This window comes from Streptomyces sp. TLI_185 (assembly GCF_003814765.1).
Taxonomy (GTDB): Bacteria; Actinomycetota; Actinomycetes; order Streptomycetales; family Streptomycetaceae; genus Streptomyces.
In genome coordinates, this window is record NZ_RKRB01000001.1 from 4,311,462 (window position 1) to 4,334,106 (window position 22,645).

Genomic DNA, 22,645 nt, shown 5'->3' on the forward strand with positions numbered 1-22,645 from the left:
TGACCTGACAGGCCTGTCGTACGTCTAACAGGGCGTACGGCAGGCCTGATGCATGGGCGCAGGGTGGGGAGGACGGGGAGATGGCGCAGAGCAGCGTGCAGGGGGAAGGGACGTTCCGGGGCGTTCCGCACACGCGTGAACCCGAGAGGGACGGCCGGCGGGGCGGCGGCGGGCGGGGCGGCGGCCTGCACGGCAGACGGGGCAGTCGCGGGCCCCGGCGGGGGCGCCGGGTGCTCAGATGGTCCGCGACCACGCTCTCGGTGCTGATACTCGGCACGGCCGGCGCCGGATACCTGTACTACCAGCACCTCAACGGCAACATCCAGAAGGGCGAGCGCAGCAGCGGCGACGCCAAGGCGCAGAAGACCGCGCCGAACGCGGCGGGGCAGACGCCGCTGAACATCCTGCTGATCGGCTCGGACAGCCGTAACTCCGACGAGAACGTGAAGCTCGGCGGCGCCAAGTACGACCGCGGCACCCCGCCGCTGGGCGATGTGCAGATGCTGATCCACCTCTCCGCGGACCGCAAGAGCGCCGCCATGGTGAGCATTCCGCGTGACACCCGGGTCGACATCCCCCAGTGCCGGGACCCGAAGACCGGCAAGACGTATCCCGAGACCACCAAGATCATCAATGAGTCGCTGGCCCGCGGCGGCGCCGGCTGCACGCTGGCCACCTGGGAGAAGCTCACCGGGGTCTACATCGACCACTGGATGACGATCGACTTCTCCGGTGTGGTGCGGATGGCCGACGCCATCGGCGGCGTCGACGTCTGTGTCAGGCAGAACGTGTGGGACCACCCGACGGCCCGCGTGCCCGGCGGTTCCGGCCTGAAGCTGACGGCCGGCACCCACAAGGTCGAGGGCAAGCAGGCCCTGCAGTGGCTGCGTACCCGGCACGCCTGGGGCAGCGACCTGATGCGGGCCAGGGCCCAGCACATGTACCTCAACTCGATGATCCGCACGCTGAAGAACCAGAACGTCTTCACCGACACCGGGCGGCTGACCGACCTCGCCGAGGCGGCCACGAAGTCCCTGAAGGTCTCCGAGGAGATCGGCACCGTCAAGAAGCTGTACGACCTGGGCATGCAGCTCAAGTCGGTGCCCACGGACCGCATCACCTCGGTGACGATGCCGAACGTGCCGGACCCGCAGAACTCCGACCACGTCGTGCCGGACAGCACGGGCGCCGCGAAGCTCTGGGAGATGCTCCGCGACGACGTACCCCTCGACAACAAGGGCAAGGCCTCGGACGCGAAGAAGACGACCGCCAAGGAGGCGCCGACGAAGGCCCCTTCGGCGCCGGACGGCGGCATCGGCGTCGTGGTGCAGAACGCCACCGGGACCTCCACCCTCGGCCCGGTCGTCGGACGCGCGGGCACGGTCGCCCAGGAGCTCGTACAGAAGGGGTTCACCAAGGCGTCCAAGGACTCGACGGCGGGGCTCTCCGCGGACCGGACCGTCGTGCGCTACCCGAGCGCGGAGCTGGAGGGCGACGCCCAGCGCATCGCCAAGTCGCTGGGGATTCCGCTGAGTTCGGTGCAGAGGTCGACGGACGTCTCCGGGGTCACCGTCGTGGTCGGCGCCGACTGGCGCACCGGCACGGCGTATCCGAAGCAGTCCAAGCCCAAGGCCGGCGAGCTGCCCGGCAACGCCGACGCCATCAACGGCTCGGACAAGAGCCAGTGCATGGACGTGTACGCGTTCTACCGCTGGAGCTGATCTTCACCGATCCCCACAGCGAACTCCCAACTGACTGCACAATGATGAGGCGCGCTCACGTCCGAGGGGTTTCAGGGGGGCGGCGCGCCCTCTCATTCGCCTGATCCGGGGGGACGGGCAGCGGGGAGGTCCGGCATGTCCAGGGGTGGGAGGGCAGGGAGTTGGCGCGAAGCAGTGTGCGCGGAGAGGTTCCCGCGGTCGAGGACACGATGTCCCTGACACCGCGGGACCGGGACGCGACGACCGAGCACGGCCGGCACGGCGGCGGCAGACGCAGAAAGGGCCCGGACGGCGACAGGAAGCGCCGCAGACGGCGTGTCCTGCGCTGGGCGGCGATGGTCCTGGCGGTGGTGATACTCGGCACGGCGGGGGCCGGCTATCTCTACTACCAGCACCTCAACGCCAATCTCAAAAAGGATGCCCTCAACATCGGCGACGAGAAGGACAGGGCGGCCAGGTCGAAGGCCAACGCGGCCGGTCAGACGCCGCTGAACATCCTGCTGATCGGCTCGGACGCCCGGGACTCCAAGGAGAACCAGAAGCTCGGCGGCGCCAAGGACACCTTCAACACCGCGCCGCGCGCCGACGTCCAGATGCTGCTGCACGTCTCGGCGGACCGCACCAACATGTCGGTCGTCAGCATGCCGCGCGACACGCTCGTGAACATCCCCAAGTGCACGGATCCCGACAACGGCAAGGTCTACGGGGCGCTCACCTCGACGATCACCAACGACTCCCTGGGCCGCGGCGGCCCCGGCTGCACGGTGGCGACCTGGGAGAAGCTGACCGACATCCACATCGACCACTTCATGATGATCGACTTCGCGGGCGTGGTGTCCATGGCGGACGCCATCGGCGGCGTACCGGTCTGTGTGGACGCCAACATCCACTCCAGGTCCTCCGACGGCCACGGCTCGGGCCTGAAGCTGAAGGAGGGCACCACGTACGTCAAGGGCATCCAGGCCCTGCAGTGGCTGCGCACACGGTACGGCTTCGAGGACAACACGGACATCGCCCGGGCCAAGGCCCAGCACCAGTACATGAACGCGATGGTCCGCCAGCTGCGCGAGAACGCCACGCTCGGCAACCCGAACGAGCTCCGCAAGCTCGCCGAGACGGCCACCAAGGCGCTGACCGTCGACGACGGCCTCGGCACCGTGGCGAAGCTGTACGACCTGAGCAAGGAGCTCAGGAAGGTCCCCACCAAGCGCATCACCATGACGACGATGCCCTGGCAGTACTCCACGACGAACAGCGGCCGGGTCGTGCCGAAGCCGGGTGACGCGGCGAAGCTGTTCCGGCTCGTCCGCGAGGACATCGCGCTGGACGGCAAGGACAAGAAGAAGTCCGCCGGCACGAAGGCGTCCTCGGACCCGGCCGCGGCGGACGACCGGATCGCCGTACAGGTGCAGAACGGCACCAGGTCCGGCACGCAGCTCGCGGTCACCGGACGGGCGCGTACGATCGCCCAGCTGCTCGTCGGCAAGGGGTTCACCGAGGCGGTGGCGGACACCACGACGGTCCTCAGCGAGGAGAGGACGGTGATCCGCTATCCGAGCGCGGACCTGGAGGGAGACGCCCAGCGGGTCGCCAAGTCGCTCGGGATTGCGCTGAGTTCGGTGAAGAAGTCGACCGAGGTCTCCGGGGTCACGCTGGTCGTCGGCGCCGACTGGCGCTCCGGAACGACGTACACGGCCCCGGAGGACGACGACAAGACGCCGACATCCGCCCAGGTCATCAACGGCTCGGACAAGAAGCAGTGCATGCACGTCAACCCGGGCTACACGTGGTAGTCGGCCGATTGGTCCGGGTGACTCAGGATTGCCTCGCAATCCGCGCACCGGTCATCCCGACTGGCCTGCTTTTCTGCTGGGGGTCCGGGGGCCCGCGGCGGAGCCGCTGATGTCACAGCCCCCGGAACAATGCAGTAACCCGGCCTACACCTGGTAGCCCGGGTTCAACAGGGACGACGGCCCCCGGTGCTCAGTTGGAGGCGAGCACCGCGGGGCGCCGGGAGGCGATGACCTTCCTCGCCAGCGCCTTCGGGCTGGTCAGGAAGCCCCAGCCCCACGACATGTGCATGGTGGCGAGAGCCACGGGGATCTGCAGCCGCGCCTTCAGGGGCAGGCCCTTGCCCGCCGGGACGGACCCGAGGGCTATGGCGGCGAGGTAGCCGCCGGGAATCACCAGACCCCAGGGCGTCAGCGCCACACCCACCACGAGACCGGCCGCGATCGCCAGGACCGCCGTCGGCGGCGCGAGGTAGCGCAGGTTGATGGAGCCCTCGTGGTAGCGGGCGACGACGTGCCGCCAGCGGCCGTAGTCCTTGTACTGCTTGGCAAGGGCTTTGACCGACGGCCGCGGCCGGTACGACACCTTCAGCTCCGGCGAGAACCAGATCAGCCCGCCGGCCTCGCGGATCCGGAAGTTCAGCTCCCAGTCCTGGGCGCGGATGAACTCCTCGTTGTACCCGCCCTGCTGCTCCAGCGCCTCGCGCCGGAACACCCCGAGGTAGACGGTCTCGGCCGCCTGGGCCTCGCCACCGGTGTGGAAGGCGGCGTTGCCGACGCCGATCTTCGAGGTCATGGCGGCGGCGACCGCGTGCTCCCAGTCGTTCTCGCCCTCGGCATGCATGATGCCGCCGACGTTCTGCGCGCCGGTCTCCTCCAGGAGCCGTACGGCCGTCGCGATGTAGTTCGGCGAGAGCATGCCGTGCCCGTCGACGCGGACGACGATCGGGTGCCGGGAGGCCTTGATCGCGGCGTTGAGGGCGGCGGGCGTACGGCCGGCCGGATTGGGGACGGTGTGGACGCGCGGGTCTGCTGCCACGAGCTCGGCGGCGATCTCGTCCGTGCGGTCCGAGGACGGACCGAGGGCGAGGACGACCTCCATCTCGCCGGCGTACTCCTGCGCGAGGATCGCTTGGACGGCTCCGCGCAGATGCCGCTCCTCATCGAGGACAGGCATGATCACAGAAACGGCGGGCAGCGGCGCGTCGGGGTTGGCGTTCATCGCCCGTTACGTTACCGCGAACGGGGGACAGCTTTGCGCCCCGCCGGGGCGGTGGCCCGGGCCACAGATCGTATCGGCCTACGGTGCTCACGGTCCCACGTACGGCCGTCGCCCGGAGGTGTCCCCCTTGCCCACGCAGCCTCGGTCCGCCGCGCCCGCCCCTCCGCAGCGCCGCTCCCAGCCCGCGCGCACCCCACCGCCGCGCGGGCCGCGGCCTCCCGTACCGCGGAGGAAGCCGCGCTGGGTGATGCGGGCGGCGACGACCCTGTCCGTGGTCGTCCTCGCCTCCGCCGGGATCGGGCATGCCGTGGTCACCAGCCTGGATGCGGGCATCGCCCGGGTCGACCCGTTCAAGGACATGAAGAACCGCCCCAAGGCCGGTCACGGCATGAACGTCCTCCTGGTCGGCACCGACGGCCGCGACCGGATCAGCGAGGAGGAGCGCCACCGCTACCACCTGGGCGGCGAACCCTGCCACTGCACCGACACGATCATGATCGTGCACATCTCGGCGGACCGGGAGCGGGCGACCGTCGTGAGCCTGCCGCGCGACTCGTACGCCATGACGCCCGCGCACACCGACGACAAGAGCGGGAAACGGATCCCCGGCCACCCCATCAAGATCAACGCGGCGTACGCCGAAGGCGGCCCGAACCTCACCGTCCAGACCGTCGAGGACATGACCCATGTGAAGATCGACCACTATCTGGAGGTCGATTTCACCAGCTTCATGAAGACGGTGGACGTACTCGGCGGAGTCTCCGTCTGCACCGCCTTCCCCCTGAAGGACACGTACACCGGACTCGACCTCCCCGCCGGGACGCACGTCCTCAACGGCGGACAGGCCCTGCAGTTCGTCCGCGCCAGACATCTCGACGCGGCCTCCGACCTCGGCCGGATGAAGCGCCAGCAGCGGTTCCTGGCGGCGCTCATCGAGCGCGCCACGTCCTCCGGGATCCTGCTGAACCCGATGAAGTTCCGGGACGTGACGCGGGCCGTGCTGGGGTCGGTGCGTGCGGACAAAGGTTTCGGCACGGACGAGTTGCTCGACCTCGGGCGGGCGATGCGTAACTTCTCCCCCTCGTCCTCGGAGTTCACGACGGTGCCCATCGGGGATATGGGGTACGTCGTGCCCGGCATCGGCGAGACGCTGAAATGGGACACCTCAAAGGCCGACCGGCTCTTCCAGTCGCTGCGCGACGACAAGCCGCTGGCCGTTCGCCCGTCCCGCCCCCAGCCGGTGCCGGTCGAGGTGGACCCGCAGCAGATCCACGTCCAGGTCGAGAACGGCACGCCCACGGAGGGGCTCGGCAAGCGCGTGGACGCCGCCCTGGCGGCGACGGGCTTCCGCACGACCCGGATGCCGGCGGACGCGGAGGACCACAGCGTGAAGCGGACGGTCATCGTCTACGACCCCGGGTGGGACCGGTCCGCGAAGGCGCTGGCCACCGCCCTGCCCGGGAGCGAGCTGCGGGAGGTGCAGGGGCTCGGGCCGACGTTGAAGGTGATCGCGGGGGCCGACTTCAAGCAGGTGCGGCGGGTGCGGGCGGAGGCCGCGGACCAGGGGGAGCCCGGGGTGATGACGGGGGACCAGGAGATGTGCTCGTAACCCGAACGGACCTGTGCCGCGACCCCTGACGGAATGTCGGGGGTCGTGCGCTGTGCGGCAAAGGTGCGGATTGTTGGCTTCCGCCCGATGGCGCGTGGCGCCCGGCAGGCGTAGGAACAGAAGGGCACGGGGCCCACCCCCGGGCCCCTCTGCCTCTCAGGAGGAGCCATGACCCAGCCCGGAACCATGACCGCCATGAGCAAGGAGATGCAGGACTGCGTCCAGGCGTGCATGTCCTGCCACACCGTCTGCGAGGAGACCATGAGCTCCTGCATGCAGATGGGCGGCCAGGCCCAGATGCAGATCATGCGTGCGCTCATGGACTGCTCCGAGACGACCCGGATGTGCGCGGACATGATGATGCGCCGCTCGCCCATGTCGGCCGAGATGTGCGCGATGTGCGCCAAGGCGTGCGACATGTGCGCCGAGGCGTGTATGTCCATGCCGGACGACAAGCAGATGATGCGGTGTGCGGAGGCGTGTCGCCGCTGTGCCGAGATGTGTCGGGCGATGTCGGGCGCCACGATGTGACGACCGGCTGAGCGTGGATCAAGGGCACCTGCGCGCTGGGTGCCCTTGGTCATGGGCGGGGCATTACGGTGCACGGTGCCCGGCGTTGGTGCAGGCCGGAGGCGGGTGCGCAGCCCGGCGCTTACGGGGTGCCGCCTGCGCCCACCCGTGCCGCCCTAGCGGTACGAATGCCCGCAGGCTACGGCGGCACGCATGCTCGCAGGCTACGGGGCTACGGCGGCGCGGCTGGCCGCAGGCTGGGGCTGTTACGTGAACAGGGATTCCAGGGCGCGCTCCAGGTCCTGCGCCGTGCGGAAGTGCACCGGCTGCATTCCCAGGGCGGCAGCCGCCTCGGTGTTTTCCTCGGTGTCGTCGACGAACAGGCAGCGTTCAGGGCGTACGCCCGCCAGGTCGGCCGCGAGGCGGTAGATGCGTGGGTCCGGCTTGGCGAGGCCGACGCGGGCGCTGTTGACGACCTCGTCCGCGAGGTCGGCGAGGCCGAGCGCGGTGAGGTCGTCCTCGAGGCGGACGGTGGCGTTGCTGACGAGGACGAGCGGCACCCGGGTGCGCGCCCGGCGCAGCAGCGAGACGACCGTCTCGTCGGCCGCGAAGGGCGACTCCAGCAGGGCCGTGCCCAGGTCCCAGGCCGTGGCGTCCGGGACCAGCCCGGACAGGCCCTCGGCGATCGCCTGCACCCACTCCTGCAGGTCGACCCGGCCCAGCAGCACCGGCAGACCGGTCTCCGGCGCGAAGGCGACCTTCGCGGTGGTGCCCTCGGCGAGCCCGGCGGCCCGCTCCAGGGCGTGCAGCCCGGAGGGGTCGTAGGACCGGATCACGTTGTCCACGTCGCAGAGCACCGCGTCGAACGGTGCTCTGCCAGGCCGCTCAGTCACCCGCGACCGTGACCTTCTGGTCGTTGTTCAGCTCGTCCACCAACGTCTTGACCTTCGCCTTGTCCCAGACGAGGTTGCCGCCGGTGGAGCCGGAGATCGGCATGTTCATCGACGTGCCGTCACCGCCGCTGACGCCCTTCATCGCCCAGAACATGGACGCCAGGTCCCACAGGCTCATGTCCTTGTCGACGGTGAGCGAGTCCAGGCCCGCGCCCATGGTGGGGTACAGCTTGAAGGGGTTCAGGACCGTCGACGGGGTGGCCACCTGGTGGGCCAGGGCGGAGAGGAACTTCTGCTGGTTCTTGGTGCGCTGCAGGTCGGAGGCGGCGAAGGCGTGCCGGGTACGGACGAAGGCCAGGGCCTGCTCGCCGTTCAGCGTCTGCTCGCCCGACTTGAAGTCGGCACCCGAGTACTTGTCCTTGAAGCCCTTGTCGATGTTGATCGTGACACCGCCGACCGCGTCCACGATGTTCGCGAAGCCTGCGAAGCCGATCTCCACGTAGTGGTCGATGTGCAGGCCCATGTTGGCCTCGACCGTGCGGACGAGCAGCGTCGGCCCGTCCTCCGCGTAGGCCGCGTTCAGCTTCGTCTGCCGGCCCCTGGCCGGGTAGGTCTTGCCGGAGGTCGACCCCTTGTACGAGGGGATCGTCACGTTCGAGTCGCGGGGCAGCGATATGAGCGTGTCGCCGCTGTCGCCGACGTGCAGGATCATCATCGAGTCGGTCCGCTTGCCCTCCGCGGACCCGGTGTGCAGCTGCTTCTTCTGTTCGGAGGACAGCCCGGCCCGGCTGTCGGAGCCGACGATCAGGTAGTTCGTGCCGTCGCCCGACGCCGGCCGGTCGATGACCGTGGACAGGTCGACGTCACGGTGCAGCTTGCCGTCGGCCCAGAAGTACGTGGCGACCGACGTCACGGCCAGCGCCGTGACCAGGGTTATCGCCGTCCACTTGATACGGCGCCGCCAGTTCGGCCGCGGCCGGTACTCGCCCTGGTCACCGGGACCGCCCGGCCCTCCGCCGCCGGGCGAGCCGTAGACGTGGCCGGTGTTGTAGCCGCTGTCGTAGCCGTCGTTCGCGGTGTCGGCGCCGCCGTACCCCTGGCCGTTGACGTACGAGGGCTGCTGGGGCACCCCGCCGCCGTACGGCTGGGCGGACGGGCCGGAGCCCCCGTACGCGCCCGAGGCAGGCCGGCGGACCTGCCGCATCGCGCGGGCACCCTCAGGGTGTGCGCTCGCGCTGCCGCGTCCGTACCGGTTGCGGTTGTCGTCGGACCATGCCTCGGGCCAATCGTTCATGGGGCCCAGTGTGCAGGGAGCAGCCATGCCCTTCACAAGAGTCGTAGGAAAATCAGGGCACGGCTGTTGCGAAGCCAACACAAAGTCCGCTGATGTCGCCTCGGCATAAGGTGGAGGCCATGACAGACCAGGCCCCCGCCACGGAATCAGACACTCCGGATATACCGGAGGTCCCTGGCAAGCCCACCTCGGCGTCCCGGACCACGCTCAGTCACATCATGACGCACAACGACACGAACCTTCTGGGCACGGTGCACGGTGGCGTGATCATGAAGCTGGTGGACGACGCGGCGGGAGCGGTGGCCGGCCGGCACAGCGGCGGCCCCGCCGTCACGGCGTCGATGGACGAGATGGCGTTCCTGGAGCCGGTCCGCGTCGGCGACCTGGTCCATGTGAAGGCCCAGGTCAACTGGACCGGCCGGACGTCGATGGAGGTCGGGGTCCGGGTCCTGGCCGAGCGCTGGAACGAGTCGACCCCGCCCACCCAGGTCGGCTCCGCCTACCTGGTCTTCGCCGCGGTGGACGCCGACGGCAAGCCCCGCCGGGTGCCGCCGGTGCTGCCGGAGACGGAGAAGGACCGGCGCCGCTACCAGGAGGCCCAGATCCGCCGCACCCACCGCCTGGCGCGGCGGCGGGCGATCGTGGAGCTGCGGGAGAAGCGGGCGGCGGAGGGGCTCGACGACTGAGCCGGACACGCAGGACCGCGTCCGGAACGCAGGACGGCCCCCGGCAGACGCCGGGGGCCGTCGTGTGCGCAGGGGGTGCTACGGCAGGTTCCGCGCCATCACGATCCGCTGGACCTGGTTGGTGCCCTCGTAGATCTGGGTGATCTTCGCGTCGCGCATCATGCGCTCCACCGGGTAGTCACGGGTGTAGCCGTAACCGCCCAGCAGCTGCACCGCGTCCGTGGTGACCTCCATGGCCACGTCCGACGCGAAGCACTTGGCGGCGGCGCCCTGGAAGGTCAGGTCCTTGTCACCGCGCTCCGAGGCGGCCGCGGCCTGGTAGGTGAGGGCGCGGGCGGCGGAGACCTTCATGGCCATGTCGGCCAGCATGAACTGGATGCCCTGGAAGTCGGCGATCGGCTTGCCGAACTGCTTGCGCTCCTGGACATAGCCCTTGGCGTAGTCGAGGGCGCCCTGGGCGACGCCGAGGGCCTGCGCGGCGATGGTGATGCGGGTGTGGTCGAGCGTCTGCATCGCCGTGGCGAAGCCGGTGCCCTCCTCGCCGATCATGCGGTCGGCGGGGATGCGGACGTTGTCGAGGTAGACCTCGCGGGTCGGGGAGCCCTTGATGCCGAGCTTCTTCTCCGGGGCGCCGAAGGAGACACCCTCGTCCGACTTCTCGACGACGAAGGCCGATATGCCCTTCGAGCGCTTCGAGGGGTCCGTCACCGCCATCACCGTGTAGTACTCGGAGACGCCCGCGTTGGTGATCCAGCGCTTCACGCCGTTGAGCACCCAGTGGTCGCCGTCACGGACGGCCTTCGTCTTCATGCCGGCCGCGTCGGAGCCCGCGTCCGGCTCGGAGAGGCAGTACGAGAACATCGCGTCGCCCTTGGCGAGCGGGCTCATGTACTTCTTCTTCAGCTCCTCGGAGCCGGAGAGGATCACGGGGAGCGAGCCCAGCTTGTTCACGGCCGGGATCAGGGACGAGGAGACGCACACGCGCGCGACCTCCTCGATCACGATGACCGTCGCCAGCGCGTCGGCGCCCGCGCCGCCGTACTCCTCGGGGACGTGCACCGCGTGCAGGTCGTTCGCGACCAGGGCCTCCAGGGCCTCCTGCGGGAAGCGGGCCTCCTCGTCCACGACGGCGGCGTACGGCGCGATCTTCGCCTCGGCCAGTGAACGGATCGCGTCGCGGAGCATGTCGTGCTCCTCGGACGGGCGGTACAGGTCGAAATCAGCCGATCCGGCCAAGGTTTCTCACGCTCCAAGGACGCTTCTGACGCACTGTGGTGATGGCGCTAATTACCGTTAAGTAACTCAAATTTTAGGGGGCGGCCCACGGGAGTGATACGTGAGCTTGGCGACAGCGGGAAAGCTGCCCGTGGAACCGCCCGACTATGCTCGGCTCCGCACTGCCCACGTCCCTCTTCTGGAGCACTCATGGCCCTCAAGATCACCGTGATCGGCACCGGCTATCTCGGCGCGACACACGCCGCCGCGATGGCCGAGCTGGGCTTCGAGGTGCTCGCCCTGGATGTCGTACCGGAGAAGATCGAGAAGCTGGCGCGGGGCGAGGCCCCGATGTTCGAGCCCGGCCTCGACGAGCTGCTGCGCAGGCATGTCGCCGGGATCGAGGGGTCCACCGGGCGGCTCCGCGTCACCATGGACTGGGCCGAGGTGGGGGCCTTCGGCGACGTCCACTTCCTGTGCATCAACACCCCGCAGAAGCACGGCGAGTACGCCTGCGACATGTCGTACGTCGACTCCGCCTTCGCCTCCCTCGCCCCGCATCTGACCGGGCCCGCCCTGGTCGTCGGCAAGTCGACCGTGCCGGTCGGGTCCGCCGACCGGCTGGCCCGCTTCCTCGTCGAGAACTCCCCGGCGGGCGAGGACGCCGAGCTGGCCTGGAATCCCGAGTTCCTGCGCGAGGGGTTCGCCGTGGACGACACCCTGCACCCCGACCGGATCGTGGTCGGCGTGCGGAGCGAGCGGGCGGAGAAGCTGCTGCGCGAGGTGTACGCGACACCGCTGTCCGAGGGGACGCCGTTCGTCGTCACCGACTTCCCGACCGCCGAGCTGGTGAAGACGTCCGCGAACTCCTTCCTCGCCACCAAGATCTCCTTCATCAACGCGATGGCGGAGATGTGCGAGGCCTCCGGCGGCGACGTCACCAAGCTGGCGGAGGCCATCGGGTACGACGACCGGATCGGCAAGAAGTTCCTGCGGGCCGGGATCGGGTTCGGCGGCGGCTGTCTGCCCAAGGACATCCGGGCCTTCATGGCGCGCGCCGGTGAGCTCGGCGCCGACCAGGCGCTGACCTTCCTGCGCGAGATCGACTCGATCAACATGCGGCAGCGCGGGCAGATGGTGGAGCTGGCGCGGCAGGCACTCGGCGGCGGGCCCTTCCTGGGCAAGCGGGTCGCGGTGCTCGGCGCCACGTTCAAGCCCGACTCGGACGACGTACGCGACTCCCCCGCGCTGAACGTCGCCGGTCAGATCCACCTCCAGGGCGGCCAGGTCACCGTCTACGACCCGAAGGGCATGGACAACGCCCGCAAGGTCTTCCCGACGCTCGGCTACGCCGACACGGCGCTGGAGGCCGTGCGGGGCGCCGACGTGGTGCTGCATCTGACGGAGTGGCGGGAGTTCCGCGAGCTGGACCCCGCGGCGCTCGGCGAGGTCACGGCGGCCCGGGTGATCCTGGACGGGCGCAACGCCCTCGACCCGGAGCTGTGGCGCAAGGCGGGCTGGACGTACCGGGCGATGGGGCGCCCCACGGCCTGATCTCTCTTACGGGACTTGTGCAAGGCGACGCCGGTTCGGCCGAGGCTCAGTCGGCCGAACCGGCGTCTTGTTGCATTCTGCACCACCGGTCCCCCGGCGCGGCGGTGAACTACTTCGCCCGGTACCGGCGCATCTTCGCCCGCGCCCCGCACACCTGCATGGAGCACCAGCGGCCGCGGCCGGCCGGGCTGCGGTCGTAGTACGCCCAGTGGCAGGTGACCGACTCGCAGGCCTTCAGGCGCAGCCAGGTACCGGCGACGAGCGATTCGGCGACGGCGGCGGCGACCCGGGAGAGCAGGGGGTCCGCGTCGGCAGGAGTGAGGGCCGCCGAGCCGTCCGCGGCGTCGACGGTCAGGTGCAGGGGCGCCGAGGCCAGCAGCTCGCCCAGGGGCGTCACCCTGGCGTGCGGCGGATGACCGGCGTGGGCGAGCAGCACGGCGCGCAGTGACTCGCGCAGCTCACGCGCGCCCGCCACCTCGGCCTCCGAGAGCCCGAACCGCTCCCGGCCGTCCGCCGTGTCCAGCGCGTCGGCGCCGGACTCGATGTCCAGCGTGTTCACCAGGGACTCGACGAGGACCAGGCTCCCCGGCGCGGCCGATCTCTCACTCATGCTTGCGACGTTACCTCCAATGAGGCAGCATGCAGTAACCGTTACTGGTTGACCACATCTAGAGGTAACGCAGGAGGAAGTCATGGCTCTCGCCAAACTGGGCGTCGTCGTCCTGGACTGTCCCGACCCGAGCGCGCTGGCCGGGTTCTACGCCGAGGTGCTGGGCGGCACCGTCGAGGCGGAGGACGGCTGGGCGGACCTCACCACCCCCGACGGCCGGGCGCTGGCCTTCCAGGCCTCCCCCGGTTTCGTCGCCCCCGAGTGGCCCGCGCCCGACCACTCGCAGCAGTTCCACCTGGACCTGACCGTCGACGACCTGGACGCGGCCGAGGCAGGTGTGCTGGCGCTCGGCGCCAAGCCGCTGGACGCCGACGACCGCTCGCGGACCTGGCGGGTTTACGCGGATCCGGCCGGGCACCCGTTCTGTCTCTGCGCCTGCTGAACCGGGAGGACACCATGCCAGTGGCCCGCTTCCGCTCCGTCGTCCTCGACTGCCCCGACCCGCGCGCCCTCGCCCGCTTCTACGCGGGTGTCGCGGGCGGTACGCCCGAGGAGGAGGACCCCGACTGGGTCGTCCTGCACGTCCCCGGCGGGCCCCGGCTCGCCTTCCAGCGGGCGGAGGGCCTCACCCCGCCCGAGTGGCCGCGCGCGGACCGCAACTCGCAGCAGTTCCACCTCGACTTCGACGCCGGGTCGACGTGGGAGGAGATCGACGCGGCGCACGACAAGGTGCTGGCGCTGGGGGCGCGGCCGCTGGACCTGGAGGACCGGGAGAAGAAGGACTTCCAGGTGTACGCCGACCCGGCCGGGCATCCGTTCTGTCTGTGCCGGATCAGCGAGCCGTAGACCGGCCGTCGAGTTCCGCGATCGTCGCTGTCGAGGGCTCCCGGCGCTGCTGGAGCGCGCGGGCCGTGAAGTCGGCAGTGCGCAGGACGCGCTGTACGTTTCCCCAGGTCAGCAGGGCAATGTCGGGCTCTGACCAGCCGCGGTGCAGGAGCTCGGCGATGAGGTGCGGGTAGCAGGAGGCGTCGCCCAGGTCCTGGGGGTGGGCGGTGCCGGCGTCGTAGGTGCCGGACAGGCCGACGCACTCCGGGCCCGCCACCTCGCGCACATGGTCGAGGTGGTCGGCGACGTCGTTGACGGAGGGGCCGGTCTGTTCCGGCGTCAGCGGCACCATGCACAGGCCCTTGGCGGTGCCCACCCGGGTGAGCAGGTCGTCGGAGAGGTTGGCCGGGTGGGGGCGCAGGGTGCCGGCGGCGGAGCGGGTGAACAGGACCGGCGCCCTGGAGACCGCCAGGGTGCGGTCGACGGTGTCGGCGCCGGCACCGGAGAGGTCGGCGAGCACACCGAGCCGGTTCATCTCCCGCACGACTTCCTCGCCGAACCGGGTGAGCCCGGCCTCGCTCGCCCAGGACACCCCGGACAGCGTGAGGATGCGCAGGCCCAGGGTGTACAGGGCGCGCAGGATGCCGAGGGAGTCGCCGAGCGCCGCGGCTTCGGCGGGGCCGAGGAGGAGGGCGATACGGCCGCACTTGTGGGCGTCGGTGGCCTGCCCGGCGGTGCAGACGATGCGCAGCCCGTCGGGGTGGGCCCGCATCACGGTGTTCACCAGGTCCAGCTGTTCCAGGGTCTCGACGACGATCTGCTCCCCGGTGATGCCTTCCGGCAGATGCAGCGAGCAGAAGAGCATGCCCACGTGCCCCTCCTGCAGCCGCGGCACGTCCGTGTCGACGTCGCTCTCGCCGAGCTCCAGGTCGTACCAGGACAGATGCCGAAGGGCCCATGGGAGCCCGCTGTAGCCGTCGGCGACGGGATGGACGGCGAGGATGGCGTGGGCGCGGTCCATCGGGGCGGCGCCCGGATCGGAGACGGGCTTGTACGGCCCGGCCTGGAAGGCTTCCGGCAGGCCGATGCCGTCAAGCTCCCCGATGGTGTGCAGTTCGTCGTCCTGGAGGTCTGCCATGGCGGGCTCCGTACGTCGTGAATCGTCCCCAAGGGGTACGGTCACCGTCGCACGGAGGCGCGGGGCGCTTCCTGGTGAGCGGGGCGTTCGGGGGTACCGGACCCGGCTCAGCGCTCCTGAGCCGCCTGGATGACCTCGTCCAGGGTGTCCCGGGAGCGGACCAGGTCGGCGATCATGCGGTCGATGCGGTCGCGTTCCGCGGTGAGGTCGGCGACCAGGCGCGGGGTGGCGATCACCGAGGGCCCGCCGTCCTGGTCGCGCATGCAGGGCAGCAGCTGCCGGATCTTCTCGCTGTGCAGTCCGGCCGCGTACAGCTCCTGGATCCGGATCACCCGGTCCACGGCCCGCTCCGGGTAGTCCCGGTGGCCGCCCGGGGTGCGCTCCGCGGCGAGCAGCCCCTGTTCCTCGTAGTAGCGCAGCGACCGCTCGCTGACGCCCGTGCGCCGGGCGAGTTCGCCGATCCGCATGCCGACCTCCGCTGGTGCGGGCTTGAATCTGACATCGGTGTGAGGTTCTAGCGTACGGCCATGACGCAGACGACGGATTTCCTGGCACCGGCCCGGCTCGGCCGGCTCGAACTCCCCCACCACCTGGTGATGGCCCCGCTGACCCGCAACCGCGCGGAGGCGGACGGCACCCCGACGGACCTGATGGTCACCCACTATGTGCAGCGTGCCACGGCCGGCCTGATCATCGGCGAGGCCTCGACGCCGAACGCGGTGGGGCAGACGTATCCGAACATCACCGCGATCCACACCGACCGGCATACGGACGGGTGGCGGCGGGTGACCGAGGCCGTGCGGGCGGCCGGCGGGCGGATGTTCCTGCAGCTCCAGCACGGCGGCCGGGTCAGTCACCCGGCGACCACCGGGCTGACGCCCCTCGCACCCTCTCCCGTACCACTGCCGGAGACGATCTTCACCCCGCACGGCCACCGACCGGCCGTGGTTCCGAGGGAGATGACCGTGACCGACATCCGGGCCACCGCCGCGGACTTCGCGGCGGCTGCCCGCCGGGCCCTCGACGCGGGCTTCGAAGGCGTCGAGGTGCACTCGGCCAACGGGCATCTGCTGCACCAGTTCCTCGCCGGGAACACCAATCGCAGGACGGACGGATACGGCGGGCCGGTGGAGCGGCGGGTCCGGTTCACGGCGGAGGTGACCGAGGCGGTCGCCGACGCGGTCGGTGCCGACCGGGTGGGGGTGCGGATCTCGCCGGGGAGCAAGGTCAACGGCATCGAGGAGGACGACACGGACGTCCTCTATCCGCTCCTGGTGGACCGTTTGAAGGGCCTGGAACCGGCCTATCTGCACGTCGTGCACGCCGACCCCGGCACGGCCGTGTACCGGCGGATCCGTGCGGAATGGCCCGGCGTCCTCATCGGCAATCCGGTGCTGCCCGCGCTCACCACCGAGGCCGTCACCCGGGCAGCCACCCGCATGCTGACCGCCGGGGCCGACCTGGTCGCGCTCGGCAGGCCGTTCCTCGCCAACCCGGACCTCGTGACGCGGCTGCGCCTGGGCGCCCCGCTCAACCCGGTGCGAGACCGGTACCTGATGTACGTGGGCGGGGCGGACGGCTACACCGACTACCCCGCCCTGGACGGTCAGCCGTCCAGCGACTCGATCGTCGCGTTGGACGCCGGGCGGGTCGCCTGAAGCTCGCGCGCCACGTCCTCCGCCGCGCCCAGTACCCGTACCGAGTTCTGCCAGGTCAGCTTGGCCAGGTCCGGCTTCGACCAGCCTCTGTCCAGGAGTTCGGCGATCAGGTTCGGGTAGCCCGAGACGTCGTTCAGGCCGTCCGGGGTGAAGGCCGTGCCGTCGTAGTCGCCGCCGATGCCGAGGTGGTCGATGCCGGCGACCTCGCGCATGTGGTCCAGGTGGTCGGCGACCGTCGAGACCGTGGCGACCGGGCGCGGGGTGCGCTCCTCGAAGGCGCGGTGGAGCTTCATCGCCTCCGGGCTGGTGTCCAGGTGGTGGAAGCCGTGGGAACGCAGGTTCTCGTCCGCCGCAGCCGTCCAGTCCACGGCCGCCTGGAGCACGAACTTCGGCACGAAGGTCACCATCGCCACGCCGCCGTTGCCCGGCAGGCGTTCGAGGACGTCGTCCGGGATGTTGCGCGGGTGGTCGCACACGGCACGCGACGAGGAGTGGGAGAAGATCACCGGCGCGGACGTGGCGTCCAGCGCGTCCCTCATCGTCGTCGCCGCCACGTGCGACAGGTCGACCAGCATGCCGAGGCGGTTCATCTCCCGGACCACCTCGCGGCCGAAGGCCGACAGACCGCCGACGTTCGGCTCGTCGGTCGCCGAGTCCGCCCACGGGTTGTTGTCGTTGTGGGTGAGCGTCATGTAGCGGACGCCCAGCCCGTACAGACCGCGCAGCGTGCCGAGCGAGCAGGCGATGGAGTGACCGCCCTCCGCTCCCATGAGGGAGGCGATACGGCCCTCACCGCGCGCCCTCTCCATGTCGGCGGCCGTCAGCGCGGGCGCCAGGTCCGCGGGGTAGCGCGCCAGCAACTGCCGTACGCAGTCGATCTGTTCGAGCGTCGCGGGCACCGCGTCCGGCAGGTCCGAGCGGACGTACACCGACCAGTACTGCGCACCGACGCCGCCCTCGCGCAGGCGCGGGATGTCGGTGTGCAGATGTGCGTTCTGGTGTACGGCGATGTCGCGGGCGTCGAGGTCGTAGCGGACCTGCTTGCGCAGCGCCCAGGGCAGGTCGTTGTGGCCGTCGACGACCGGGAACTCGCGCAGGAGCTCCCGGGCCGCCGCCGCCGAGGCGGAGGTCATCGCCGTCACTTCCGCGAGCCGAAGCCGAAGCCGTTCGACCCCTCGACCTTGGCGCGCAGGCGCTTGCCCTTCTCGGTGGCCTGGTCGTTCAGTTCCTGCTGGAACTCCCGCATGCGGCCGAGGAGTTCGTCGTCCTGCGTGGCCAGGATGCGGGTCGCGAGCAGGCCCGCGTTGCGGGCACCGGCGACGGAGACGGTGGCGACCGGAACGCCGGCCGGCATCTGCACGATCGAGAGGAGGGAGTCCATGCCGTCCAGGTACTTCAGCGGCACCGGGACGCCGATGACCGGCAGCGGGGTGACGGAGGCAAGCATCCCGGGGAGGTGGGCGGCGCCCCCGGCGCCCGCGATGATCACCTTGAGCCCCCGCTCGGCGGCCTGCTCGCCGTACGTGATCATCTCGCGCGGCATGCGGTGCGCGGAGACGACGTCGACCTCGTAGTCGATCTCGAACTCGTCGAGGGCCTGGGCGGCGGCCTCCATGACGGGCCAGTCGGAGTCCGAACCCATGACGATGCCCACGACCGGGCCGGCAGCAGTACTCATTCGGTGATCGTGCCTCTCAGGTAACCGGCTGCGTGACGTGCGCGCTCGAGGACGTCGTCCAGGTCGTCGCCGTAGGTGTTGACGTGGCCCACCTTGCGGCCGGGCTTCACGTCCTTGCCGTACATGTGGATCTTCAGCTGGGGGTCGCGGGCCATGCAGTGCAGGTACGCGGAGTACATGTCCGGGTAGTCCCCGCCGAGGACGTTGACCATCACGGTCCACTTGGTGCGCGGACGCGGGTCGCCGAGCGGGAGGTCGAGGACCGCGCGGACGTGGTTGGCGAACTGCGAGGTGATCGCGCCGTCCTGGGTCCAGTGGCCGGAGTTGTGCGGGCGCATCGCGAGCTCGTTGACGAGGATGCGGCCGTCGCGGGTCTGGAACAGCTCGACGGCGAGGTGGCCGACGACGTCCAGTTCCTTGGCGATGCGCAGCGCCATCTCCTCCGCCTGCAGGGCGAGGACCTCGTCGAGGTCGGGCGCGGGCGCGATCACGGTGTCGCACACGCCGTTCACCTGCCGGGACTCGACGACCGGGTACGCGACCGCCTGGCCGTGCGGGGAGCGCACGACGTTCGCCGCCAGCTCCCGTACGTAGTCGACCTTCTCCTCGGCGAGGACCGGGACGCCCGCGCGGAACGGGTCCGCAGCCTCCTCCGCGGACTCGACGACCCACACGCCCTTGCCGTCGTAGCCGCCGCGGACGGTCTTGAGGACGACCGGGAAGCCGTCGCCCTCCGCCGCGAAGGCCACCACGTCGGCCGGGTCGGCCACGATCCGGTGCCGCGGGCACGGCACCCCGATCGCGTCGAGCCGCGCGCGCATCACGCCCTTGTCCTGGGCGTGCACGAGCGCGTCGGGGCCCGGGCGCACGGGGATGCCGTCCGCCTCCAGCGCCCTGAGGTGCTCGGTGGGTACGTGTTCGTGATCGAAAGTGATCACATCGCAGCCCCTCGCGAACTCACGCAGCGTGTCGAGGTCGCGATAGTCGCCGATGACGACATCGCTGACGACCTGCGCCGCGGAGTCCTGAGGGGTGTCACTGAGGAGCTTGAACCTGATGCCGAGCGGGATGCCTGCCTCGTGTGTCATACGAGCGAGCTGGCCTCCGCCGACCATGCCGACTACCGGGAACGTCACACCCCTAGGGTATCGGCCGCGCCACACGGGCCGGTTTCCGGCCGTTTCCGGAACCTCTTACCCCCGCCTTTCCGGGCTTTTCCGGTCCTCTTCCCGACCTCTATCCGACCTGTATCCGACCTGTGAACACAACCACAAGCGTTTGAGAAGGGGGGTGGTTAGCATGGCTGAGTTGACGAAACCGACCGAATGGGGGCCTGCACGGCCATGGGACATGGTTCCGCCGGGCTGCGAAGGCTCGCACACGAGGTTGCCAAGTTCGGTGCGGTGGGTGCCCTGGGCACCGTCGTGAACTTCGGTGTCTCCAATCTGCTCTGGCACCTCACGAGCCTGCAGGCCGTACGCGCCAACGTGATCGCCACCGTGGTCGCGATCGGCGTCAACTACCTGGGCTTCCGCTACTTCACCTACCGTGACCGCGACAAGAGCGCCCGGACCAAGGAGCTCTCGCTCTTCCTGGCCTTCAGCGCGGTCGGCCTGGTGATCGAGAACGGCATCCTGTACGCGGCCATCTACGGCTTCGGCTGGGACAGCTCGCTGGAGCGCAACATCTTCAAGGTCGTCGGCATCGGGCTCGGCACGCTGTTCCGGTTCTGGTCGTACCGCACGTGGGTGTTCAAGGCCCTGCCCGCCCACGAGGCCGTCGCAGGTGCCGAATCGTTCCTGGAGGCCCAGGCCGCCGAGGCCGACCGCCCGAAGCCCGAGGCCCGCGTCAGCTGAGCGCCCCCAAAGGGGCGCGGGGCTGCGACATGTGCGGCTCCGCCGCGCGGGCGCGACCAGCCACGATGGCGCCGCAGTCGTACGACGGCACATCGCGGCCCCCCGGCGGAGCCGCAAATCGACACAGCGCGCTGAGCGCCTAAGCGCTCAGCGGACCATCGGCTCCTCGTCCTCCGCCGGCGGCCGCTTCAGCGGCGTACGCGACAGGAACAGGCCGAAGACCGGCGGCTGGGTCTGCAGCATCTCCAGACGGCCGCCGTCCGCCTCCGCCAGGTCCCGCGCCACCGCCAGCCCGATGCCCGTCGAGTTCCGTCCGCTGATCGTGCGCTCGAAGATCCGCGCACCGAGGTCGGCGGGCACGCCCGGCCCATCGTCGGTGACCTCCACGACCGCCTGGTTGCCGGTCACCCGGGTCCGCAGCGCCACCGTGCCCCCGCCGTGCATCAGCGAGTTCTCGATCAGCGCCGCCAGCACCTGCGCGACCGCGCCCGGCGTGCCGACCGCCTGCAGATGCCGTTTGCCGGAGCTCACGATCGCCCGCCCGGCCTGGCGGTAGGCGGGCCGCCACTCGGCGAGCTGCTGCTGAATGACCTCGTCGAGGTCGAAGGAGACGGCGCTGCCGGTCCGGGGGTCGCGGGCGTTGGTCAGCAGCCGCTCCACCACGTCCGTCAGCCGCTCGACCTGGGTGAGGGCGACGTTGGCCTCCTCCTTCACCGTGTCCGGGTCGTCGGTGAGGGTGATCTCCTCGAGCCGCATCGACAGCGCGGTCAGCGGCGTACGCAGCTGGTGGGAGGCGTCGGCGGCCAGGCGCCGCTCGGCGGTGAGCATGCGGCCGATGCGCTCGGCGGAGGAGTCGAGGACGTCCGCCACCCGGTCCAGCTCGGGAACGCCGTACCGCTTGTGGCGGGGCCGGGGGTCGCCGGAGCCCAGCCGCTCGGCGGTCTCCGCGAGGTCGGTGAGCGGGGAGGCGAGCCGGTTGGCCTGCCGGATCGCCAGCAGTACGGCGGCCACCACGGCGAGCAGCGCGACCAGCCCGATGATCAGCAGCGTCCGGCCGACCTCCCGGCTCACGGTCGAACGCGGCTCCTCGACGACGACCCGCTCGCCCTCCTCGCCCGTCGCCCGCCCGCGGATGACCTCACCCTCGGGCTTGGTCCCGACCGCGATGGCCGACTGCCCCGGGATCTCGATCACGGCGTACCGCTCCCCCGTGACCTGTCCCTTCAGCACCTCCGCGCTGACGGCCCCGGCCCCGATGAGCCGGCTGTCCACGATGCTGGCCAGCCGCTGCGCCTCGGAGCTCACCCGCTCCTGGGCGCTGTTGCTGATGGTCCGCGTCTCGACGATGACGAGAGACACGCCGAAGACGGCGATGACCACGAGCACGACGGCAAGCGTGGACTGGATGAGACGACGACGCACGAGGCCCTCCGGACAGTGGCTCTACAACACCGGTGTGGGCGTGCCCCAAAGGGGCGCGGGGCTGTGACGTGTGCGGCTCCGCCGCGCGGGCGCGACCGGCCACATACGGCCGGCAGCCGCGAACCCACACAAGCCACGCCGGCGCAACGCGCGTAACCGGCTAACTCTTCTCGAACCGAAAACCCACACCGCGCACGGTGGCGATGTACCGCGGGTTCGCCGCATCGTCGCCCAACTTCTTACGCAGCCACGAGATGTGCATGTCGAGCGTCTTGGTCGACGACCACCACGTCGTGTCCCAGACCTCTCGCATCAACTGGTCCCGGGTCACCACCCGGCCGGCGTCTCGCACCAGCACCCGCAGCAGGTCGAACTCCTTGGCGGTGAGCTGGAGTTCCTCGTCGCCCATCCACGCCCGGTGCGACTCGACGTCGATCCGCACGCCGTGCGTGGCGGGCGGCTGCGCCGGCTCGGCCGCACCGCGCCGCAGCAGGGCCCGGACACGGGCGAGCAGTTCGGCGAGCCGGAAGGGCTTGGTGACGTAGTCGTCGGCGCCGGCGTCGAGACCGACGACGGTGTCCACCTCGTCGGCACGCGCGGTCAGGATGAGGATCGGCACGGTGTGGCCTTCGGCCCGCAGCCGGCGGGCGACCTCGAGGCCGTCCATGCCGGGCAGACCGAGGTCCAGCACGACCAGGTCGATGCCGCCGGCGTTTCCGGCGTCGAGCGCGGTGGGTCCGTCCTCGCGCACCTCGACCTCGTAACCTTCCCGGCGCAGGGCGCGGGCCAGCGGCTCCGAGATGGACGCGTCGTCCTCGGCGAGCAGTACACGGGTCATGAGGTGATGGTAGTCCGCTCTTGACAGGTGCTGGGGTGTGATCGGCAGGCGTGATTCTTACCTTTGGGCGGGTCGGTAAGAACCTGTGTCTGTGCGGTGTGATCACGGAAGAGACCTTGGAAAAGG

22 protein-coding genes are annotated in these 22,645 nt (G+C 70.4%); 10 read left to right on the forward strand and 12 right to left on the reverse strand.

The window, feature by feature from the left end:
* Positions 1–80: 80 nt before the first annotated feature.
* On the forward strand, positions 81–1,721 hold the full coding sequence (locus EDD92_RS19660; protein WP_123965530.1) for an LCP family protein: 1,641 nt from the start codon (positions 81–83) through the stop codon (positions 1,719–1,721).
* Positions 1,722–1,930: 209 nt separating this feature from the next.
* The gene (locus tag EDD92_RS19665) at positions 1,931–3,514 is read left to right on the forward strand and encodes an LCP family protein (RefSeq protein ID WP_185124066.1); all 1,584 of its coding nucleotides are present in this window, start codon (positions 1,931–1,933) and stop codon (positions 3,512–3,514) included.
* A 190-nt stretch (positions 3,515–3,704) separates the two neighbouring features.
* Here EDD92_RS19665 and EDD92_RS19670 read toward each other — a convergent pair whose 3' ends face one another.
* Positions 3,705–4,733, reverse strand: a complete 1,029-nt coding sequence (locus EDD92_RS19670) for a glycosyltransferase family 2 protein (protein WP_123965532.1) — start codon at positions 4,731–4,733, stop codon at positions 3,705–3,707.
* 247 nt (positions 4,734–4,980) lie between these two features.
* Between EDD92_RS19670 and EDD92_RS19675 the strand changes: the two genes are divergently transcribed.
* Both EDD92_RS19675 and EDD92_RS19680 read left to right on the forward strand, forming a co-directional pair.
* Positions 4,981–6,342: an LCP family protein gene (locus EDD92_RS19675; protein ID WP_185124424.1), complete on the forward strand. Its 1,362-nt coding sequence runs from the start codon at positions 4,981–4,983 to the stop codon at positions 6,340–6,342.
* A gap of 168 nt (positions 6,343–6,510) precedes the next feature.
* Entirely contained in the window at positions 6,511–6,873 is a 363-nt protein-coding gene (locus tag EDD92_RS19680; RefSeq protein ID WP_123965534.1) for a four-helix bundle copper-binding protein, read from the forward strand.
* Between the two features lie 245 nt (positions 6,874–7,118).
* Here the strand turns inward: EDD92_RS19680 and EDD92_RS19685 are convergent, their stop codons facing one another.
* Positions 7,119–7,745, reverse strand: a complete 627-nt coding sequence (locus EDD92_RS19685) for an HAD family hydrolase (RefSeq protein ID WP_123965535.1) — start codon at positions 7,743–7,745, stop codon at positions 7,119–7,121.
* Positions 7,738–9,039, reverse strand: a complete 1,302-nt coding sequence (locus tag EDD92_RS19690; RefSeq protein WP_123965536.1) for an LCP family protein — start codon at positions 9,037–9,039, stop codon at positions 7,738–7,740. The genes EDD92_RS19685 and EDD92_RS19690 overlap by 8 nt, the downstream gene beginning before the upstream one ends.
* A gap of 92 nt (positions 9,040–9,131) precedes the next feature.
* On the opposite strand from EDD92_RS19690, the gene EDD92_RS19695 reads away from it, so the two are divergent.
* A complete protein-coding gene (locus EDD92_RS19695; protein WP_123965537.1) occupies positions 9,132–9,725 on the forward strand; it encodes an acyl-CoA thioesterase in 594 nt (197 codons plus the stop codon).
* Positions 9,726–9,803: 78 nt separating this feature from the next.
* Here the strand turns inward: EDD92_RS19695 and EDD92_RS19700 are convergent, their stop codons facing one another.
* Positions 9,804–10,961 (reverse strand): acyl-CoA dehydrogenase, encoded by a 1,158-nt coding sequence (locus EDD92_RS19700; RefSeq protein ID WP_123965538.1) that lies wholly within the window; start codon positions 10,959–10,961, stop codon positions 9,804–9,806.
* 189 nt (positions 10,962–11,150) lie between these two features.
* Here EDD92_RS19700 and EDD92_RS19705 point away from each other — a divergent pair, with 189 nt between their 5' ends.
* A complete protein-coding gene (locus EDD92_RS19705; RefSeq protein ID WP_123965539.1) occupies positions 11,151–12,494 on the forward strand; it encodes a UDP-glucose/GDP-mannose dehydrogenase family protein in 1,344 nt (447 codons plus the stop codon).
* Positions 12,495–12,603: 109 nt separating this feature from the next.
* On the opposite strand, the gene EDD92_RS19710 is transcribed toward EDD92_RS19705, so the two are convergent.
* Positions 12,604–13,104, reverse strand: a complete 501-nt coding sequence (locus EDD92_RS19710; protein ID WP_123965540.1) for a CGNR zinc finger domain-containing protein — start codon at positions 13,102–13,104, stop codon at positions 12,604–12,606.
* Positions 13,105–13,186: 82 nt separating this feature from the next.
* Here EDD92_RS19710 and EDD92_RS19715 point away from each other — a divergent pair, with 82 nt between their 5' ends.
* A complete protein-coding gene (locus EDD92_RS19715; protein WP_123965541.1) occupies positions 13,187–13,546 on the forward strand; it encodes a VOC family protein in 360 nt (119 codons plus the stop codon).
* Between the two features lie 14 nt (positions 13,547–13,560).
* Positions 13,561–13,950: a VOC family protein gene (locus tag EDD92_RS19720; protein WP_123965542.1), complete on the forward strand. Its 390-nt coding sequence runs from the start codon at positions 13,561–13,563 to the stop codon at positions 13,948–13,950.
* Here the strand turns inward: EDD92_RS19720 and EDD92_RS19725 are convergent.
* A complete protein-coding gene (locus EDD92_RS19725; RefSeq protein ID WP_123965543.1) occupies positions 13,937–15,067 on the reverse strand; it encodes a dipeptidase in 1,131 nt (376 codons plus the stop codon). The two genes, EDD92_RS19720 and EDD92_RS19725, sit on opposite strands and share 14 nt — an antisense overlap.
* Positions 15,068–15,174: 107 nt before the next feature.
* Entirely contained in the window at positions 15,175–15,534 is a 360-nt protein-coding gene (locus EDD92_RS19730) for a MerR family transcriptional regulator (RefSeq protein WP_123965544.1), read from the reverse strand.
* A gap of 60 nt (positions 15,535–15,594) precedes the next feature.
* Here EDD92_RS19730 and EDD92_RS19735 point away from each other — a divergent pair, with 60 nt between their 5' ends.
* Positions 15,595–16,725 (forward strand): alkene reductase, encoded by a 1,131-nt coding sequence (locus tag EDD92_RS19735; protein WP_123965545.1) that lies wholly within the window; start codon positions 15,595–15,597, stop codon positions 16,723–16,725.
* Here the strand turns inward: EDD92_RS19735 and EDD92_RS19740 are convergent.
* The 3 genes from EDD92_RS19740 to EDD92_RS19750 are packed head-to-tail and all read right to left on the reverse strand — an operon-like array spanning position 16,674 to position 19,539.
* Positions 16,674–17,858, reverse strand: a complete 1,185-nt coding sequence (locus EDD92_RS19740; protein ID WP_123970458.1) for a dipeptidase — start codon at positions 17,856–17,858, stop codon at positions 16,674–16,676. The genes EDD92_RS19735 and EDD92_RS19740 overlap by 52 nt on opposite strands.
* Positions 17,859–17,863: 5 nt before the next feature.
* Entirely contained in the window at positions 17,864–18,403 is a 540-nt protein-coding gene (gene purE, locus EDD92_RS19745; protein ID WP_185124068.1) for a 5-(carboxyamino)imidazole ribonucleotide mutase, read from the reverse strand.
* Entirely contained in the window at positions 18,400–19,539 is a 1,140-nt protein-coding gene (locus EDD92_RS19750) for a 5-(carboxyamino)imidazole ribonucleotide synthase (RefSeq protein WP_123965546.1), read from the reverse strand. The genes purE and EDD92_RS19750 overlap by 4 nt, the downstream gene beginning before the upstream one ends.
* Positions 19,540–19,746: 207 nt before the next feature.
* Between EDD92_RS19750 and EDD92_RS19755 the strand changes: the two genes are divergently transcribed.
* On the forward strand, positions 19,747–20,259 hold the full coding sequence (locus EDD92_RS19755) for a GtrA family protein (protein WP_123965547.1): 513 nt from the start codon (positions 19,747–19,749) through the stop codon (positions 20,257–20,259).
* Between the two features lie 147 nt (positions 20,260–20,406).
* Here the strand turns inward: EDD92_RS19755 and EDD92_RS19760 are convergent, their stop codons facing one another.
* Complete coding sequence (locus EDD92_RS19760; protein ID WP_123965548.1) at positions 20,407–21,681, reverse strand: ATP-binding protein; 1,275 nt, start codon at positions 21,679–21,681, stop codon at positions 20,407–20,409.
* A 160-nt stretch (positions 21,682–21,841) separates the two neighbouring features.
* Positions 21,842–22,519, reverse strand: coding sequence for a response regulator transcription factor (locus EDD92_RS19765; protein ID WP_030941720.1), 678 nt, complete (start codon positions 22,517–22,519; stop codon positions 21,842–21,844).
* Between the last annotated feature and the right edge of the window lie 126 nt (positions 22,520–22,645).

Coding starts and splice junctions, on each gene's coding strand:
- EDD92_RS19740 (WP_123970458.1), bottom strand. CDS start 17,858: ATGACCTCCGCCTCGGCGGCGGCGGCCCGGGAGCTCCTGCGCGAGTTC.
- EDD92_RS19710 (WP_123965540.1), bottom strand. CDS start 13,104: ATGAGTGAGAGATCGGCCGCGCCGGGGAGCCTGGTCCTCGTCGAGTCC.
- EDD92_RS19765 (WP_030941720.1), bottom strand. CDS start 22,519: ATGACCCGTGTACTGCTCGCCGAGGACGACGCGTCCATCTCGGAGCCG.
- EDD92_RS19695 (WP_123965537.1), top strand. CDS start 9,132: ATGTCGCCTCGGCATAAGGTGGAGGCCATGACAGACCAGGCCCCCGCC.
- EDD92_RS19715 (WP_123965541.1), top strand. CDS start 13,187: ATGGCTCTCGCCAAACTGGGCGTCGTCGTCCTGGACTGTCCCGACCCG.
- EDD92_RS19675 (WP_185124424.1), top strand. CDS start 4,981: ATGCGGGCGGCGACGACCCTGTCCGTGGTCGTCCTCGCCTCCGCCGGG.
- EDD92_RS19670 (WP_123965532.1), bottom strand. CDS start 4,733: ATGAACGCCAACCCCGACGCGCCGCTGCCCGCCGTTTCTGTGATCATG.
- EDD92_RS19755 (WP_123965547.1), top strand. CDS start 19,747: ATGGGACATGGTTCCGCCGGGCTGCGAAGGCTCGCACACGAGGTTGCC.
- EDD92_RS19680 (WP_123965534.1), top strand. CDS start 6,511: ATGACCCAGCCCGGAACCATGACCGCCATGAGCAAGGAGATGCAGGAC.
- EDD92_RS19730 (WP_123965544.1), bottom strand. CDS start 15,534: ATGCGGATCGGCGAACTCGCCCGGCGCACGGGCGTCAGCGAGCGGTCG.
- EDD92_RS19720 (WP_123965542.1), top strand. CDS start 13,561: ATGCCAGTGGCCCGCTTCCGCTCCGTCGTCCTCGACTGCCCCGACCCG.
- EDD92_RS19690 (WP_123965536.1), bottom strand. CDS start 9,039: ATGAACGATTGGCCCGAGGCATGGTCCGACGACAACCGCAACCGGTAC.
- EDD92_RS19735 (WP_123965545.1), top strand. CDS start 15,595: ATGACGCAGACGACGGATTTCCTGGCACCGGCCCGGCTCGGCCGGCTC.
- EDD92_RS19705 (WP_123965539.1), top strand. CDS start 11,151: ATGGCCCTCAAGATCACCGTGATCGGCACCGGCTATCTCGGCGCGACA.
- EDD92_RS19665 (WP_185124066.1), top strand. CDS start 1,931: ATGTCCCTGACACCGCGGGACCGGGACGCGACGACCGAGCACGGCCGG.
- EDD92_RS19660 (WP_123965530.1), top strand. CDS start 81: ATGGCGCAGAGCAGCGTGCAGGGGGAAGGGACGTTCCGGGGCGTTCCG.
- EDD92_RS19725 (WP_123965543.1), bottom strand. CDS start 15,067: ATGGCAGACCTCCAGGACGACGAACTGCACACCATCGGGGAGCTTGAC.
- purE (WP_185124068.1), bottom strand. CDS start 18,403: ATGAGTACTGCTGCCGGCCCGGTCGTGGGCATCGTCATGGGTTCGGAC.